This is a genomic window from Agarivorans sp. Alg241-V36, assembly GCF_900537085.1.
GTDB lineage: Bacteria > Pseudomonadota > Gammaproteobacteria > Enterobacterales > Celerinatantimonadaceae > Agarivorans.
The window spans coordinates 360,208-377,855 of the sequence record NZ_UNRE01000002.1 but is presented as its reverse complement, the minus strand read 5'-3'; the positions used below and the strand labels follow the sequence as shown (position 1 = coordinate 377,855).

General features: G+C 45.0%; 12 protein-coding genes. 4 read left to right on the top strand and 8 right to left on the bottom strand.

The genetic code is table 11. The features are described from left to right. The first annotated feature begins 145 nt into the window (after positions 1-145). Positions 146-1,129, top strand: a complete 984-nt coding sequence (locus tag G6R11_RS06150; protein WP_163132208.1) for a rhodanese-related sulfurtransferase — start codon at positions 146-148, stop codon at positions 1,127-1,129. Positions 1,130-1,174: 45 nt separating this feature from the next. On the opposite strand, the gene G6R11_RS06145 is transcribed toward G6R11_RS06150, so the two are convergent. From G6R11_RS06145 to G6R11_RS06130, 4 genes are all read right to left on the bottom strand, one after another. Beyond that, positions 1,175-1,681 carry an RNA methyltransferase gene (locus G6R11_RS06145; RefSeq protein WP_163132207.1) on the bottom strand — a complete coding sequence of 169 codons (507 nt, stop codon included), beginning with the start codon at positions 1,679-1,681 and terminating at the stop codon, positions 1,175-1,177. Between the two features lie 120 nt (positions 1,682-1,801). Then, entirely contained in the window at positions 1,802-2,257 is a 456-nt protein-coding gene (locus G6R11_RS06140) for a VF530 family DNA-binding protein (protein WP_163132206.1), read from the bottom strand. A 54-nt stretch (positions 2,258-2,311) separates the two neighbouring features. Then, positions 2,312-3,178, bottom strand: a complete 867-nt coding sequence (locus tag G6R11_RS06135) for a carboxylate/amino acid/amine transporter (protein ID WP_163132205.1) — start codon at positions 3,176-3,178, stop codon at positions 2,312-2,314. Positions 3,179-3,254: 76 nt separating this feature from the next. Beyond that, complete coding sequence (locus G6R11_RS06130; RefSeq protein WP_163132204.1) at positions 3,255-3,620, bottom strand: MmcQ/YjbR family DNA-binding protein; 366 nt, start codon at positions 3,618-3,620, stop codon at positions 3,255-3,257. A gap of 129 nt (positions 3,621-3,749) precedes the next feature. Between G6R11_RS06130 and G6R11_RS06125 the strand changes: the two genes are divergently transcribed. Next, a complete protein-coding gene (locus G6R11_RS06125; RefSeq protein WP_163132203.1) occupies positions 3,750-4,649 on the top strand; it encodes an HAD-IIA family hydrolase in 900 nt (299 codons plus the stop codon). A 51-nt stretch (positions 4,650-4,700) separates the two neighbouring features. Here the strand turns inward: G6R11_RS06125 and G6R11_RS06120 are convergent, their stop codons facing one another. The 4 genes from G6R11_RS06120 to G6R11_RS06105 form a co-directional block, all read right to left on the bottom strand. Next, a complete protein-coding gene (locus tag G6R11_RS06120; protein WP_163132202.1) occupies positions 4,701-5,102 on the bottom strand; it encodes a hypothetical protein in 402 nt (133 codons plus the stop codon). A gap of 92 nt (positions 5,103-5,194) precedes the next feature. Then, positions 5,195-10,582 carry a transporter substrate-binding domain-containing protein gene (locus G6R11_RS06115; RefSeq protein WP_163132201.1) on the bottom strand — a complete coding sequence of 1,796 codons (5,388 nt, stop codon included), beginning with the start codon at positions 10,580-10,582 and terminating at the stop codon, positions 5,195-5,197. 387 nt (positions 10,583-10,969) lie between these two features. Continuing rightward, complete coding sequence (locus G6R11_RS06110) at positions 10,970-13,525, bottom strand: glycosyl hydrolase family 8 (protein ID WP_163132200.1); 2,556 nt, start codon at positions 13,523-13,525, stop codon at positions 10,970-10,972. A gap of 316 nt (positions 13,526-13,841) precedes the next feature. Then, complete coding sequence (locus G6R11_RS06105; RefSeq protein ID WP_163132199.1) at positions 13,842-14,552, bottom strand: pirin family protein; 711 nt, start codon at positions 14,550-14,552, stop codon at positions 13,842-13,844. A gap of 343 nt (positions 14,553-14,895) precedes the next feature. On the opposite strand from G6R11_RS06105, the gene rsgA reads away from it, so the two are divergent. Next, entirely contained in the window at positions 14,896-15,951 is a 1,056-nt protein-coding gene (rsgA, locus tag G6R11_RS06100; protein ID WP_163132198.1) for a ribosome small subunit-dependent GTPase A, read from the top strand. Positions 15,952-16,102: 151 nt separating this feature from the next. Next, positions 16,103-17,515 (top strand): N-acylglucosamine 2-epimerase, encoded by a 1,413-nt coding sequence (locus G6R11_RS06095; protein ID WP_163132197.1) that lies wholly within the window; start codon positions 16,103-16,105, stop codon positions 17,513-17,515. The last annotated feature ends 133 nt before the right edge of the window (positions 17,516-17,648 follow it).

Genomic DNA, 17,648 nt, shown 5'->3' with positions numbered 1-17,648 from the left:
TTCTACGCCTTTTCTTGGTAAAGAATCACAACAAAGACTCAACAAAGCACCACAAGATTGCTGCATATTTTAGCATTTTCATTACAATAGCTTTCTTTTTATCAATGCTCTGGGATTACGCCCCAGCAGGCAGGAAGCTAACATTATGAATTCAATAACTATTTGCGCGCTTTATAAATTTGTTCGTTTAGACAACTATAAAGAACTGCAGGAACCGCTATTAGCCTTAATGAAACAACAACAGGTACGCGGCACTTTATTACTGGCCGAAGAAGGCATTAATGGCACTATTGCTGGCCCAGACGCTGGTATAAGTGCAGTGTTAACTTGGCTTAAAAGCGATAGTCGATTAAGCCAACTTACCGACAAGCGCTCATACAGCGAGCACCAACCCTTTAACCGCTCTCGGGTTAAGCTGAAAAAAGAAATTGTAACCATGGGTGTGGAAGGAATTGACCCAAACCACGTGGTTGGCTCTTACGTTAAACCTAAAGATTGGAACGCTTTAATAGCGGATCCTGAAGTAATGGTAGTTGATACCCGTAACGACTACGAAATTCAACTAGGTAGCTTCAAGCATGCGGTTAATCCCCAAACCGATACCTTTCGTGAATTTCCAGACTATGTAGCTGAAGAACTCGACCCAGCGAAACACAAAAAGGTTGCTATGTTTTGCACTGGCGGCATTCGCTGTGAAAAATCTACCGCTTACTTAAAAGAGCAAGGCTTTGAAGAGGTTTATCATTTAGAAGGCGGCATTCTTAAATACTTAGAAGACGTGCCTGAAGAGAACTCCTTGTGGCAAGGCGACTGTTTTGTATTTGATGAGCGGGTAACCGTAGACCACCAATTACAGCCCGGCGACTATGAACTATGCAGCGGTTGTAGAATGCCGATCTCGCCTAGTGACAAGCAAAGCGACAAGTTTGAGCAAGGCGTTAGCTGCCCACATTGCCATGACACGCTAAGCGACGAGCAAAAAATGCGTTTTAGAGAGCGTGAAAAACAAGTTCGCTTAGCTAAGCAGCGCGGTGAACAACATGTGGGAATGGAAGCGGCAGAGCACAGCCAACAGCGCCGGAAACAGAAGCAGCAACTTCGCCAAGCGCAAAGAGCCGACAAAAAGTAGAACAACTTAAGGCTTGTTAGTTTGTCACTAACAAGCCTTACTCAATCACTTAGCCTTTAAGCGATTATTCACATCGCGACTACTGCGAATAAGCGCTTCGCCGCCACTGGCATTCTCTGATTTAGCTAGGCGATCGTAAAGCACCACATTCACTGTGGCAGCTAAATTCAAGCATCCCTTGGTGGGAACATAAACCACCTCATCAGCCTTATCGACTAAAGCTTGGCTAATTGAGCCATCTTCGGGGCCAAAAACATATAAGGCCTGCTCTGGGTGAACAAACTCTGGTAACGGCGTAGCCCCTTCAGCCAGCTCGATACACACCAGTTTTACCTCTTCGCCAACTTGTTCAGCGAGTTCATCAACCCCGGTTAGTGGAATATTCAAACTTTGGTTTTTAGTATCAGTATTAAAGCGGGCAGCGCGAGCATAGCGCTGGCCGGTATAGTAAACCGAAGAAGCGCCAAAACAGCCAGCGGCGCGCATTACCGACCCAACGTTACTTGGGCTTTTAGGGTTAACTAATCCAATTTGAACAGACTTTTGAGACATAAAAACCTATAAAGAACGCTGTATTGATTGCAGCAAAATTAACGAGGCGAAATTGTACCTGAATTTACTGCCTCGCCCTACTCGCTAAAACAAACTATTTAAGCTGAACTCGAGCTAAGGTTATTTAGGCGAGTCAGCCCAAGGGTCTGAGCTATCACTTTTGTTAGAATCCTCAGCCTTAGGTTTTGCGCTACGAGCTTTAGGCGGGCGGCTAGGCCTAGCCTTTGGCTTAGGTTTATTTTGCACTTGAGGCTTGGCAGTAATGTCTATGACTACTGGCGCGCGGGGCTTTTGCTCTAAAGGCACTAGGCGATCACGTGGAGGCAAGGCATATTGAACATCATCGGGGCGCGGTAAATGCTTAAAGCGATAAAGGTAAAAGCTCTCTACTTTTTCACGCGCCCAATCGGTTTTGCGAAGAAACTTAAGGCAAGACTTAGTATTGGGGTTATTGCGAAAGCAGTTCATATTTAAGGCAAACGCTAAGGTTTCCCAGCCGTAATGCTCAACAATTTCATCAAGCAGCACTTCCAGCTTTAAGCCGTGCAAGGGGTTATTTTGTTGTAAGTCTTTCATCAAGTTATCCAATATCAAGCGCTTGAATTAAACGGTGATTGTAGCAAAGTCATGCTAGCCGCTTTTAGACCTTGTGCATGTCCAACGCTCATTAATCGCCAGTGCAGCCAAAATAATCGCAGCGCCAATGCTTAAACGCATAATGTCGGCATCATGGTTCCAAATCAGCAAGTTTACTGCAATGCCGGCCGGAATAAGTAAGTTATTAGCCACCGCCAACGCACCAATGTTGACCAGTGTAGCGCCTTTATTCCAGGCGAAATATCCCAAGCTAGAAGCTATAGTGCCTAGGTATACCAATACGCCCCACTGGGTTACGGTAGTCGGCAAACGTTCAGGATTGCCCATCGTTAGATAAGCAATTACTGCAACCACTAAAGCACCAACAAAAAACCATGCAAATACTGTTTGCTGAGCCAATTGTTTAGACTGCTGGGCCATTATGCGTTTATACGCCACCTGCCCGGTAGCAAAACAAAGATTGGCCCCTTGCACCAATAAAAAGCCGGTTATAAAGCCCCGGTCGATGCCTTCATAGCGTATAGCCACCGCGCCTAAAGTTGCGATAAAAGCACTGAGCAAAAATTGCCAATTGAAACGTCGTTCAAAAGCATCATTCACCAAGGTGACGTAAATAGGCGTCATCACGGTAAAAAGCAGCACTTCGGGCACCGATAAAAACAAAAAGGACTGATAATAAAAACCATACATACAGCCTAATTGAATTGCGCCTACCAACATCAGCTTAAGCGCCAAGGCTCGGCTAACCTGCTTAGGTTTTAGAAAAGGCAGAAACACCAAAGTTGCTAGGGCGACCCGCATTAATACCGAAAACCACGCATCTACTTGGCCCGCTAAATACACACCAATTAAACTAAAAGAAAAAGCCCACAACAGGGTTATCGACAATAAATACGGCATAGATGTTCTTTATGTAAGGAGCAAAGGCTAGAGTGTAATGGCTATTGGTTTTTAGCTAAATAAAAGATTGAGATGATTAAGCTTGGTTTAAGCCCAACTCTTTTTGCATTTTTTTGCTTAAGCCTAGAGAAACGATGCGATGAGACTCGCTAAGGTAGTAGCTTAACTGCTCATCTGAAGCGGGTTCACTTTGATACAGTTGAATCCACTTCATGCCCCGCGAAGCCATATATGGTGCTGGTCGATAACCCGGTTCATCTTTTAAGAACTCGAAGTTAAGCTCAGAGGTTTTAAAAGTGAAAGCAGGTTGATTAAGCTTTTCCCAGCCGCCGATAGCGAACACTTTACCACCTACCTTCCACACGTGAGAATTACCCCATTGCACCACATAACGGGTAGCCGTTAGCGCTTTACAACACTGGTTAAATTGTTGGTAATCCACTGCTAACTCCCAATACTGACTGACCTTGCCTATTTCGCTTTATCTTAAACATATAACAGCTAAGTTTAGTATTTAACTTTTAACTAAAACCTGCCACAGTAGCGCTGTATTTTTTGCTGAGGTTTCACCATGTTTTACAGCCCTACAGAGGCATTTAACGCCTATTTAAGCATTCCTGAACGTATGCCAGAAAACCTGCCTGCGGACAGTTGCCAAACCATCAACAGCATCACCGATATTCTAAGCGATGTTGATGTGTTTTTATTTGATGCTTACGGCGTGCTAAATGTGGGCGGCACCGCCATAGAAGGGGCTAAACAGCAAATAGATAAACTAAGGCAAGCCGGGAAGCTGGTTATGGTAGTCACTAATGCTGCTACCCAAAACAAACAGCAGCTGTTCGACAAGTTTGCTCGACTGGGTTTTGATTTTAGCGACCAAGAAATCGTAAACAGTCGAGAGGTATTGTTGCAATATATGGATTTAGAGAGCGATTCTCGCTTAGGGGTAATCACCCTGCCGGAATTTCGCTTAGATATACAGCGACCGTGTTTATACCCCGAAGATAGCGACTTTTGGCAAGCCGACGAATTTCTCTTTTTAAGCGGGCAAGCGTGGAATGAAACCCTGCATCAGCGCTTTATCACTGAACTAAGGCGTAAACCACGCACGGTTTGGGTGGGTAACTCAGACTTAATTGCCCCATTGGAAGATGGCGTATCACAAGAACCCGGCAGCTATACCCTTACGCTGCCTGCAGAGCTTTACAACAATGTTCGCTGTTTTGGTAAACCCTATGCGCCCATTTTTGAAGAAGCTCTTAGTAGAATAAAGCGAAGCTACGGAGACCTAGATCCACAGCGTATTGCCATGATTGGCGATACCCTGCATACCGATATACTGGGTGGCAACGCGATGGGGTTTAAAACAGTACTGGTGACACAACACGGTTTTTTGCGTGGCTTAGATGTAGCCGAGCATATCGCTAAAAGCCAAATCACCCCTCATTATCAGTTAGCCTCTATCTAAGTTTTACTGCCCGCTTCAGCTAATTGGCTACGCGGGCATTACGCTCTCAACTTAGTGAACTGTAGGCTCTGCTTGAGTAAGAAAAGCCTGCAAAGTTTGGCACTTTTGTTGGCGCTGCTCACTGCTAAGTTGTCCCCACTCTTGTTCGGCAACGTGAACTAAATTAGACACTACCGAATCCATCGGTTTGTCTTGCTCTTTGGCCATCACCGCGACTTCTTCACGCCCTTGTTTAATCGCTTGTTGATTGGCTAAGCGCCAGGCTTGAAAGTCATTTGTTAGTGTTTTATTGCCGGACTTTGCTGCACAAAACCCACTAAGTGAATGATAAATAATCGATTGAGCAAACAGTTGCTGATTAGAAGACACCGAGGCTTGCGGAAATGCTGCCGCAGACAAACTCACCAGTAGGCTAAGTGTTGCAGCTAGACCGAGGCAAAATGGCTTAATCATTGGCTTGTCCTTTTCCAAATGCGATTCATCTAGGGGCAGTTTATCTTTCGGGCTGATTTTTGCAGCAGAAACGCGAGTTCTCATGATATGCATCAACTCAGCATGGCTTTTAAGCTTTGCAGCTTGGCACTAGCAGCTTCAAAGTCATACTCTGCAGCAGCCTTATTAATGCCTAATAGTTGCTTTTTCACCTCTGCGGGGAAGGCCATCTCTGACAGCTCATCGATCCGTTCAACGGCATCTACGTCGCACTCTTCTAGTTGCTCTTCAAGCGTGACAAGCTCAGTTTTAAGCTGCGCTAAATTGCTTTTCTGCTGGCTATCATCCTCTGCATGGTCTTGGCCTACATCTTTAGGCATTAACAAACCAATTTCTTGAAATACCAACTCTAACAAAGCACTAATGTTCGACAGCATCGACTGAATCCGCTCATTGCTGTTTTTAAAACTATTGCTCCCCTCCGAAGACAAAATACTGGCAGCAACAGCTTCTAGCTCGGCAGCTGCGGCTTGCAATACAAGCGCACCAATATTCCCCGCATTACCTTTTAAAGTATGTATTAAACGGGTAGCTAATACCCAGTCTGATTCGCCGCAAGCTCGCTCAAATTGTTCGGCAAAACTGCGCTGGTTGAGGCTAAATTTATTCAGCAATTTGAAGTATAAATTGGCGTTGCCATTACAGGTTGCTAAACCGGCAGCTTGATCAATAATCTCTGGATTTAATCCCTCGGTAATCCCCGAAGGCACCGACTCTTCTGTTGAACCGACAGGTGCTGCTGGCTGCAAACCAGAAGCACTAATCCACTCGGCCATGGTCGTTATCATGGCTTCAACATCTATGGGCTTACTGATGTAGTCATTCATGCCCGCACTTATCACCCGCTCTCGGTCGCCACTCATGGCGTTAGCTGTCATGGCGATAATAGCGATTTCTAAATCAAACTCGCGGATTTTTTGGGTGGCGGTGTAGCCATCCATAACCGGCATTTGAATATCCATTAATACGCCATCAAAAGAGTTATGACGAAGCTTCTCAAGAGCCAACTGGCCGTTTTCTGCCAGCTCGCAACTTACACCAATGCTGTTTAGTAGCTCTATGGCTAAGTCTTGATTAAGTTCGTTATCTTCCACCAGCAGCACGTGTGCACCTTGCAGCTTTTGCTTAGCTAATGTGAGTTTGTCACTCAATTTGGCAAGCGGGGTATATAAAGCGACATCGCGACCACTTACCTGGGCTATCGAATTAAATACCTCTGAGGCAGTAATCGGTTTCGCCAAATAAGCACTTACTCCTGCGTCTTTGCTTTGCTCTTTGAAACGTGCGTGGTCATAAGCCGACACCATAATAAATTTAACCGGGTGACTGCCGGCCTCTTGGCGAATGGCTTCACAGGTAGCCACCCCATCCATATCTGGCATGTTCCAATCAACAATCGCCATATCGTACTTATCTGGGTTTTCAGCCACTAATGCCTGCGCCTCAGAGCCAGCGTGCACCACGCTTACTTCAGGACCAAAAGAGGAGACAATAGAGGCCATAATTTCTGCGGCACTTTCGTTGTCATCCACCACCAAAATGCACATGTTATCTAGGCTTGTTGGGCTAATGGCACTGCGTGTGGCTGGTCGCTCGTGGTTTAGCTTAAACCAGGCCGTAAACAAGAATTCGGTACCTTCTCCCAAGGCGCTTTCTAGCCAAATTTCGCCTTCCATTAGTTCTACCAAACTTTTACAAATGGTTAGGCCCAAACCGGTTCCGCCATATTGTCTTGTGGTGGAGGCATCGGCTTGAGTAAAAGATTGGAATAGCTTTTGTTGCTGCTCGGGCGAAATGCCAATACCAGTGTCGCGTACCGAAAATTGCAGTTTGGCGCGATTGGTTTGTTGTTCCAACAACTTCACTGAGAAGGCAATTTCGCCCTGCTCAGTAAACTTAATCGCATTGCTTGCAAGGTTGGTAAATATTTGCCCTAAGCGAAGTGGATCGCCCATTAGGTTATGCGGCACCGAAGGCTCGACTAAAGTGAGCACCTCTACCCCTTTGTCTTGAGCTTTTAACTCGATTAAGTTGAGCTGATTTTGCAAAATATCTTGAATGCTAATATCCAAGCATTCCATGTCTAACTTGCCCGCTTCAATTTTCGAAAAGTCGAGAATATCGTTAATGATCCCTAGCAAAGACGCCGCTGCATGGGACACTTTATTGAGATAACCACGGGTTTTACGGTCCAACTCGGCATTTAGCGCCAAGTGAGTCATGCCAATAATGGCATTCATTGGGGTGCGAATTTCATGGCTCATGTTGGCCAAGAAATCTGACTTGGCTTTGTTGGCATTGTCAGCTTCATCAATAGCTAAACTTAACTGGGTATTAAGATCTTTAAGTTCACTAATGTCATAACACCAAAATAATATCGCGGGTTGGTCTTTAAACTCTGTGTTTATGTAATTCGCTAAGCCGGTAAATTGCTTGCCATCGGTACGCTTAAAGTCAATTTCCTGATTAACCACAGGTAAGCCTTGTTTAAGCATTTGGTAACTCTGGTCGCGCTGGGCCGGATCGCAATAGATATTGCTAACTTTGAAATCATCTAACTCTTCGGCAGACACACCAAACATATCTCGTGCGGTTTTATTGGAGAATAGGGTTTGCTCATTAGCCACTATCGCCACACCAATTGGGGCAGAATTAAGCATGTCGAACAACAGTTGTTCTCGCTCTTGTAAGCGTTGCTCGGCTTTCTCACGCGCCTTAATCAAACTAGCTAATTTGCGGTTCCAAAACAGTGCCAATATAACTAAAAACAATGCAGCTGCAACCACCTGCCATACCAAGGTGTAATCAACCCGTTCTATCACTTTATTAGGCACCCATTTAGACACAATGGCATCGCGTTGTGCTTGGGTAACCGCGTCGATAGCTTTACTAATAATTGACTGTAAGGTGGGTAAGGTTTTAAGTACATAGATAGTAGACGCTACATCCCTATCAAAGTCTCCGGTTACCGCTAAGTTGCTGTAACCGCGGCTTTGCATAAGGTAGTTAAGCACCAATATGGTGTCTACCATGCCGTCTATTTCACCGTCGGCAACTTGCTGCATGCCAATCTCGGTGCTTTGCGGATATACCCAATTAACATCGGGGCTTTGTTCAACTAAGGCAGCCGTTTGCGAAGCACCTTTAATAATGCCTACAGTTTTACCTCGCAGGTCACTTAAAGAGCCGACAAAGCCTTTTCCAATACGGCCAACATAGCTTACTTCACTCTTAACAATGGGTAAGGTAGTTAAATAATCAAGTTCTAACTCAGTATTGCCAAAGGCTGCTGAGGCTAGCTGCACTTTCCGGCTTCGAATCAATTTTAATGATTCTTGCCAAGTCTCTACCTTCACCGGCTCAAACACTAAACCAGTACTGGCACTAATCAGCTGTAAATAGTCAGCCACTGCACCAATATATTGGCCATCTTCGTCAAAGGCTTCGTAGGGCAGTGCTGCGGGGTCTACCGCAATTGAAATAATAGGATTCTCACTAATCCAAACTTGTTCGGCTTCACTTAAATTAAGTAGTTGCCCTGATAAGTCTTGCCGCTCATAAGCTAAACGAATTTCGGCCATTTGCTCGCCAGACAGCCCACTGAATTGACGTAAATCAGGCACATGAGACGAGATAATCTGTTCAGGGCTATTGGCTTGAGCATAAAAAGTAATGCTGCCCACTTTGTCGGTACTGCCGTTGTGTACATAGAAGCTTTCTTTAGATAAGCGGCTAAGATGGGATACTTTTATCACATCTACACTTTTGAGCTCGCCGTCTATTTCTTGTAACTGCATGATGACTCGATTAGGCGAGTCTGAGCTAACTGATATCGCTTTAATATTGGAGTTTTTATGAAAAACCCTCAGTACATTTCTTAAGTTTTTAAGGTCGTCGTGAAAGATATAAGGCGCCACCACATCAGCAATCAGGTTGCCACGCCTAATCTGTGGGTTGAAGTTTGAGTTTAAGTACAAATCAAATAATTGCTGATACTCCTCACCACTGCGTAATGTCTGCAAGGCTTGATTAAACAAATCGCGAATATGTTGATTACGAAACGCCACCTTATAACCCACTTCAGACTGGTCAAAAATCGAGTGGAACTCGAAATCACTAATTAGCCCATTGGTTAAACCAGAATAGCGGATCGCCCATTTTACTATTTCTATATCAGCCACTAATACGTCAGCATTGCCAGCAAAGAACTCAGTCAACGAAAGCTCTTGAACGGAGTGCTCTTTAAAGCGTGAAGAATTGCTGGCCATTTTCGCATATTCTTCGCCCAACAATTTCTTAGAATCAGCAAAGCTAGACACCGAGTAATTGGCCATATCAGCAGGTGACGACAAAGCAATATTATCGACTTTTCGAGTTACAGCCACATTGTTAAAGTTAACGATATCGTCGGAGTAGAACATATTGTCGGGCAGTTCAGACACACCAACCGAGAAATCTAAATTTTGGTCTTCATGAAGAATTATTTGTCCTCTAAATGTGGGCAGTTGCTCTACATCTTCAATTTGATAGCCCATAGAAGACAATACCCGCCGCACTATCTCATACTCTAAACCCACCTCAGAACTTAGGTCATACATGAACGGTGCCCGCCCGTAACCAAAGGCACCATTAAGGATACTTTGCGACGAACTGTCATTAAGCCAGCGACCAGAAATGCGATTGCGGGTGGCAATATCAATCTGTTCAATGGCTTTATTAATTATCGTTAGTAAGTGCGGATGCTGAGTGCTTAGGCCTATTGAAATTGGCAGATTCTTCCTACCCGCGATGGCGGTATTTTTTTTGATATTGCGCAGGTGCATTTTGTTTTTAAAGTATAGCGTTGAGCTTAACTCACCAATCGTACCAAATACCTCACCATCGGCCACTGCACGCAAACAATGGGCAAGTTCATCGTAGTATTTAAGCTTAATATTTGGATAACGCAGTTTAAGCCAAGAAGTTAGCTCATAGCCTTCGATCACCGCCAAGGTTTTGTTGGCAATAGCATCGAGAGATTGAACATTGGGCTCTGTTTCCAAGGTGTAAAGATATTCACTATGCAAGATATACGGTTGAGAGAATTGAACGTAATCGGTTTTATCTTGGTCATAAAACATCATCGGGATAATGTCTATTTCACCGTCTTTCAAACCTTGCAGCATCTCGGCCCAACTCGGGCCAATTTTGTATGTGAAATTTAAGCCGGTTAATTGGGCTATTTCTTCTAGGTACTCACGAGAAATACCATCGTAAGCACCAGAGTCATTAACAAAGGCATAGGGATAGAAGTTTAAATCGGCCACCACTGTAATTGGCAACTGCTGGTCAATAAACTGTTGCTCTTGGGGGCTAAATGCAATGTTTTCTGCCATGGCAGATGAGGCTAAACACAAACCGTTTAACAGGGCTATCCATAGCACGGCGATTTGTTTCCACATGTTCCTGTTACCTATCTTTCTAATCGGGTTCTAGCGACATTGTTCCATTACAAAAGTGACTCAAGCGGCTGAATTAAAGCTTGAAACCTTCTTATTGATAGTAGACTACTGCTGAGTAACTGCTTGAACTAAGATATGTTTTTAAAGGCTATTAGAGTAAGTTCACAGCTTTATAAATTTAGCTTATCAAACGCTATTTATGAGGGCGGTAAATTTGAGAATAAGGCTAAAAAATGCATGGCAGCACTTGGGCTTTTAAACGATTAACTCATCCATATTAGTATGAGTAACTAGAGCCAAGGCCGAACACAGCGCAACCCACAAAGCGCTAAAACCCAAAAGAGAGGCTAATGCCTCTCTTAATTTACTTTGGTTTAATCGATTAGCTTAGTTACAGCTTGAGCCACCAAGTGTGACTACTTCAGCAGGCGTGTTTGCTGTGCCTTTAGTGCCTTGTAAACCAAAGGTCACCGATTGACCCGGCTGAATGGTTGAGTTCCAAGGTAATGAACTAGCCACATAAGGCTGGCTACCTGTTACTGTGCTATTCCAGCTGCTAGTTACTGCAGAGCCATCACTGTACACCCAGCTCACTTGCCAGCCATTTATAGCCGTTGTGCCTTGGTTGCTAATTGTAATATTAGCCACAAAGCCACTATTCCAATCATTATCTACCGTGTAGCTACACACCGCACCGCCAGGGCCATTATCTGAGTTGCTAACAACAATGTTTACACTATAAACATCACTAGCACCCTTACCGTCGCTTACCGTTAAGCTTGCTGGATAAGTACCAGCAGCACTGTAACTGTGGCTAGCTGTAGATCCTGTGGTGCCGTTGTTGTCACCAAAGCTCCAAGCATAGCTCAACACATCTCCGTCTACATCGTTTGCGCAACTAGCGTCAAAATCAATTGATTGACCAACTGTTGCCACTTCGCTGCTCACGGTAAAACAGGCACTAGGGGGATTATTCACCGTAGTGTCTGTTACCGTAACAGTCACCGTAGCACTTGCCTCTAGTTGCCCATCGCCAATGGTATAACTAAAGCTATCACTGCCCGCATAATTACTATTTGGAGAATAGCTTAAACCATCACCTACCTGGCTAACACTGCCGTTGCTTGCTTGGGTGAAACTCACAATGCTAATGGTATCGCCATCTGGATCATTGTCATTTTGCAAAACACTAACCACTAGTGGCGTATCTTGAGTAGTTGTAACACTGTCATCTACCGTCACCGGAGCTTGATTCTCGGTAGGTGGAACCACCGCATCACATTCTCCAGCTGGGCAATAAACCTGATAGGAACCACTTAATGCCAGCATACCAAACATATATAACGTGCCGTCGTAATAACGCCACTTACCACTAGGTACTGGGGTATCCCAAAGGGCTTGCACAAACTCCCAAGCTTGTTGGTCGTTAGCCGCTAAGCTAGCTAACGCATTCATCGCCACTAAACCAGGAGAGTGGTCACTATTGTTTTGATAAGGCGTACCGTTAAGCTCATACAGACTTGAGTAAGAGTCTATCCCTTCGCTCTTAAAGAAGGCTTGCAAGCTGTTTACATATTGAGTTTGCCACGGATCCTTTTGCCACCACGCAAAATCCATTGCGGCATTGCCAACGGTGCGCCATGCATCGTATTGGAAAGTGGTTTTCCAAGCTTGAAACTCGCCATGCGGAGTGCCATCAAAATAAGCATAATCGGGACTTAAACCATTGGCTGAGTTAACAGTGGTTTTCAAAAATGCACGGCTGGTAGTTGCAATGTCCGCCCAAAATTGATTGTTATTATTCGCCCAACGCGCCCACAATTCATAAAATGCAGGAAGGTGGTAGGAAGGATCAGTCCAGTTTCTGTCAGAAGGTGTGGCTGGAGAGAACACAATTTGTTTTTCATTGTGATCAAACAAACTGATTTCTTCTAACTGACCTTGATTGTTGTAACGCATCTCGCCGTTACCATACATATCATCAAGGATCTGATTAGCTTGCGTGCTGTAGTTGTAAATACCCGTGCCATCACCCCAACGGTGAGAAGCAAAAAATAAAGCAGTGGCAAAGTATTCTTCACCATCGGGCGCAGGGTTGGCATCTTGTATATCTCCGGCGGTGCTTACTTTCCAAGCAAAGTAGCCCTTGTTAGCTCCGGATTTGTTTAGTGAGTAGGTGTGCGCCCATTTCCAAAGCTTGTTGAAGTCATCTTGACGGTTCATTTGCACCGCCATCATCAAGCCATAAGACATCCCTTCGCTACGAACATCATTGTTGCCTACATCCCAGATGTAGGCCATATCATCACCCACCGGAATAAATATCGCTTTATTGGCGGTATCAGTACTATGGAATAGCTGGTCATATACCGTTTGAACACGAGCTTCAACCTCAGCTTTTGAGTAACCAAGCTCGGCAAACATATTCCTGTATACGCCGGTATTGTATGCCCCATCACTTGGCAATACTGGCGCCGTAGGCAAAGCTGCTACATCGCCTATGCGATGCAGCTCAAACCAATCTAAATAGGTATCGTTACTACCATCATCGGTTTCTAATTTAAACGAAAGGCTCGAGTTAAGCGGCATAGTGTCTAATTTGAAGCTAATACTACCAAGCGATGCAGCAGTGCCCACAAACTCTGTTGCACCTATTTTTTTATCATCAAGGTAAACACTAATGCCCGCTGCATTGTTGGCGCTACTCGCGCCGCTAATATCTAAACGAAACTGGCCGGGTGTATTACTAATTTGCGCTGTTGCTTGCACACCATCATTGTTTGCATAAGCAGCAACACCGTTAAACGGACTATCAATTGCGCTTGAGTAACCTGGTAACAAACTTCCATTTTCCAGCTCAAATTTTTGTAATAACTCAGCTGAACTTAATGGCGACCATAGCGCTAGGCTCAATAAAGCCAGCACGGGTTTATCTGAGATCATTCCATTTATCCTCTTACATAGTTAGCCCTGAGTGGCAGGTGTCGGCTAAGGCTATGAACACCCCTCACCTAACAGCTCAAGTAATTGTTTGTTGTTTGCTCTAGTTGCTTTTATATGCAGCGAAACCATAGCAGTAAGAAGAAAAATCCCAAGTTAAAATGCAATCTATCATTATGCGTGGTGAAAAATTGTACGTTTTCATGTTTTTTTTGTGAACAAGATAAACAAGTGTTAACGCCAACATCGCTTATTGGTAAGGGTTTGTCTAAGTAATAGATATAACTTAATAGATAACAAAATCTGTCAATTAAGCGGTTTAGGCACTAGGTAAATCAAACCATAGCGCTTCAAAGGCATAGTTTTCGGTACGAATAGTTAGTGCTTGCTCACCAGAAACACCAACTCCGTCGCCGGGCCTAACCGTATACGCACCGCCAGATGCTTGCTGTAAGTTGGCCGCGCCACTAACCACATGCAAGTAGCCGCAGGCTTTCATCACTTCTAGTTCAAACTCACTATTAGCGTCGATGGCTAATCGATAAAGCGCGGCATCTTGATTCATGATCAACGACCCATCGCGGCCATCGGGAGTAACCAGCGGGGTTAATACCTCACCTTGCTTAATACGCGCTTGCTGGTAGGCAGGAGCCAAACCCGTTTGCTGCGGCTTAATCCATATTTGTAAAAACTCTAAATCTTCTTCGTCTGAGCCATTAAACTCCGAGTGGCTTACCCCAGTGCCCGCGCTCATTACTTGAATATCACCCGCTGGTACTTTGTAGCGATTGCCCATGCTGTCGATATGCTCAACCACGCCGCTCGTCACGTAGGAGATGATTTCCATATCTTTGTGTTGGTGGGTGTCAAAACCCTTGCTGGGCGCAACACTATCTTGATTAATCACTCTTAGCACTGAATAGCCCATGTGCTTAGGGTCGTAATAATTGGCAAAGGAAAAACTGTGCTGGCTTTTCAGCCAACCTAAATCAACAGATCCGCGTTCACCTGCGGGTCGAAAATAATGCATACCCTACTCCACTTCTCTTGCTCGTGTTTGTACTTAAGCTTATTAAGCTATACGCAGTTATTCATAAGATCGTTTTAAACAGTGTGGCTGTTTAAAGCTTAAAGATCCAAGACCTGATTTGTCTCAATTGTTATTCAAGTAATTGTGGGGTTCACTCACAGCTTTTGCTATTATTTAGCCGATTTTTAAACCATAGCGAGGATACAAAATGATTGTAATCACATCTTCTCGGGCTCAGGAACAAGCGTAACACTGTTACTCCTGCTCAGCCCGGTCATTACCGGGGCTTAATTGACCCCTAATTAGTTTCAAATAGCACTCATTGTGCTTGGGGTAATCTCAAATGGGTAATTCTTTTTCTCTATCTGAACTTGGATGGAAACCCTTTTTTCAACAACAACTTAATTTAGACGAACTAAGTTCGTACACTGCTGCGCGCGTATTTGAACAGCACCGCAGCGAATATGTAGTCGCCAGTGAACTTGGCTTACAACGCATCGCAATTCACCCAAACATGCCCAAAATGGCGGTAGGTGACTGGCTGTTGCTTGAACACGCCAATACGCCGGAGCTTAAATTTGTAAAGCAGCTAGAACCTGCCACCTTATTTAGTCGTAAGGCCGTGGGCACTCGCGCCGAATTGCAGCTAATTGCCGCTAATGTAGATACCGTGTTTATCGTGTGTTCACTGAACAACAACTTTAACCTAAGCCGTATCGAACGTTATTTGGCCCTAGCCAATGAAGCCAAAGTAGATCCAGTAGTAGTGCTTACCAAAGCAGACACCTGTGATGATGTTGCTAGCCTACAACAGCAAGTACAAAAGCTTGACCCAATGCTAATGGTTGAAGCGCTTAACGCGCTAGATACCGAGGATGTGGCCAAACTTAACCCTTGGTGTAAACGGGGCCAAACCGTGGCCTTTATGGGTTCTTCTGGAGTAGGGAAATCTACGCTAATCAATACCTTGTTAGGCGAGCAAAGTAGCCAAACGGGAGCGATTAGAGAAGCCGACAGTAAAGGTAGGCATACCACTACGGCGCGCTCAATGCATTTAATGGAGAACGGCGGTTTACTGCTAGATACTCCAGGTATGCGTGAGTTACAACTCAGCGATTGTGAAGAAGGGGTGAATGCCACCTTCAACGATATCACCGAGCTAGCCGAGCAGTGTAAGTTTGCCGACTGCCAACACAACAGCGAACCCGGTTGCCAAGTAAGGCAAGCGATAGAAAATGGCTTGCTTGATGAGCGGCGTTTGCAGAACTACCACAAACTGATGCGCGAACAGCAGTTTAATGCCGCCAGCGTGGCAGAGCGACGTGCCAACGATAAAGACTTAGGCAAGTTTTATCGGCGGGTACAAAACAGCGTTAAACAGTTGAAACAGCGCGGCTAAATCTACTAGGCGATAGCGCAATGCTATCGCCTTTTTTTCAACCATCCTATCTATCAATAAGTCAGCTAAAACTGTGTACTAACACTGATTTTTTCTATCAATGCTCAGATAAAATCTTAAGCGATGGCGTTTTAGCTTAAGGAAATAGACTGTGAAACGAGTATTACTCAGTGTGTGTTTAATTGCTAACGGCAATGCCCAAGCGGGCGATTTGCAAATCCCTTCGGCCCAGCGTTGGCTTGATAGCGTGGAAAACGAGCTGGCTCCTTTTTGGCTACACCAAGATGCCCATGGCACTCCCTTGGGTAACTTCCCTACCTTCCGTTGTAACGACGGCTCGGCATTTAGCCAAACTAGCCCCTGTTCTGAACTAAATGCTGCTCCCGATTGGATGAGACCTCACCTCAATCAAAGCTATACCCGCATGCAGGCTCGCCATACTTTTGTTTATGGCGTTATTTTTCATTTAACCGGTGACCAACAAGCCCTTGCGCTTAGCAAAGCTGGAGTGGATTACCTGCGCACTCACCTGCTTGAAGAGCAAGGCTCGGTGATTAGTGTGCTTGAAGATGGGCAGTCGGCTTTCTCTGCCAAACAACGCACTACTCAAGATCTGGCCTACGCCCAACTCGGCATGGCTTTTTACTATTACTTAACCGGCGACCAAGCGGTACTGAACGACCTGCTTAAAGTAAAAGATTACATATTTGATAAATACTGGGACGAGCAGCAACAGCGCCTTCGCTGGGTTAATGCAGAATCGGCCAACGGCAGTGGCGATGAAGTTGAGTTAGTGGCTCAGCTAGACCAAATAAACGCTTATATGTTACTGCTGTCTCCACTATTACCCGAGCCCCACAAAAGTCAGTGGGACCAAGATCTTAGTAAACTGCTCACTACCATTACTCAACAATTTCTTCGCCCCGATGATTTCCGTTTTTGGGGCACCAAACACGGCAACAACTACCAGCCAGACTCTGCCCGCCATAATGATTTTGGTCATACCGCAAAATCATGGTGGATGACCTGGTTAGCCGCTGAATACTTAGGCAAACAACAGCTGGTGAGTCAAAGTAAACAAGGTTTACAAGCCACCTTACAAGCAGCCTTTATAGAGCAAGGCGAAGGCGGATGGCGTCGCCTACCTAATGGTGCACCAGCAATTTGGTGGGAATATGCCGAGCTAGACCAAGCTGCCGCAAGCTTAGCCTTGGTCGAACCAAGTGCCACCAATTACTTAACCACCACTTACCCGCAATGGTTTGATCGTTTTATCGCCGAAGATGGTGGTACCTATCCCGTTGCCAATCAAGGCCTTAAAATTCACCTATGGAAGAGTGACTATCATGCCCTAGAACACGCGCTGGTGGCCTATTTAACTAGCGCTCAACTTAATGGCGAAACTGCCCGCTTATACTTTGCGATGCCTAGCGAGCAAGCCCAGCTACGCCAGCCTTACTTTTACCAAGCAGAAAAGGCTCAAGCTAAGTCAGTTGGAAAATGGCAAAACTTAACGATTAGCCAAGTAAGCTATCAACAAATTGGTATTAAGAAGCCAAACTAAACACTATGGCAAAGCCAAACTCTCTGGTTTGGTTTTGCCCTTATTTTTCGCTACAAGCTCCCCGCCACGCTAATGAAACACTCTATTGTGGCTATCTCACTTCACTTGAATAGATTTCTAAGCCCCTCGCAAA

Bases quoted from the DNA above. Each gene is read 5' to 3' on its own strand.
- G6R11_RS06145 (WP_163132207.1), bottom strand. From the start codon at position 1,681: ATGTCTCAAAAGTCTGTTCAAATTGGATTAGTTAACCCTAAAAGCCCA.
- rsgA (WP_163132198.1), top strand. From the start codon at position 14,896: ATGGGTAATTCTTTTTCTCTATCTGAACTTGGATGGAAACCCTTTTTT.
- G6R11_RS06140 (WP_163132206.1), bottom strand. From the start codon at position 2,257: ATGAAAGACTTACAACAAAATAACCCCTTGCACGGCTTAAAGCTGGAA.
- G6R11_RS06150 (WP_163132208.1), top strand. From the start codon at position 146: ATGAATTCAATAACTATTTGCGCGCTTTATAAATTTGTTCGTTTAGAC.
- G6R11_RS06120 (WP_163132202.1), bottom strand. From the start codon at position 5,102: ATGATTAAGCCATTTTGCCTCGGTCTAGCTGCAACACTTAGCCTACTG.
- G6R11_RS06125 (WP_163132203.1), top strand. From the start codon at position 3,750: ATGTTTTACAGCCCTACAGAGGCATTTAACGCCTATTTAAGCATTCCT.
- G6R11_RS06105 (WP_163132199.1), bottom strand. From the start codon at position 14,552: ATGCATTATTTTCGACCCGCAGGTGAACGCGGATCTGTTGATTTAGGT.
- G6R11_RS06110 (WP_163132200.1), bottom strand. From the start codon at position 13,525: ATGATCTCAGATAAACCCGTGCTGGCTTTATTGAGCCTAGCGCTATGG.
- G6R11_RS06135 (WP_163132205.1), bottom strand. From the start codon at position 3,178: ATGCCGTATTTATTGTCGATAACCCTGTTGTGGGCTTTTTCTTTTAGT.
- G6R11_RS06115 (WP_163132201.1), bottom strand. From the start codon at position 10,582: ATGTGGAAACAAATCGCCGTGCTATGGATAGCCCTGTTAAACGGTTTG.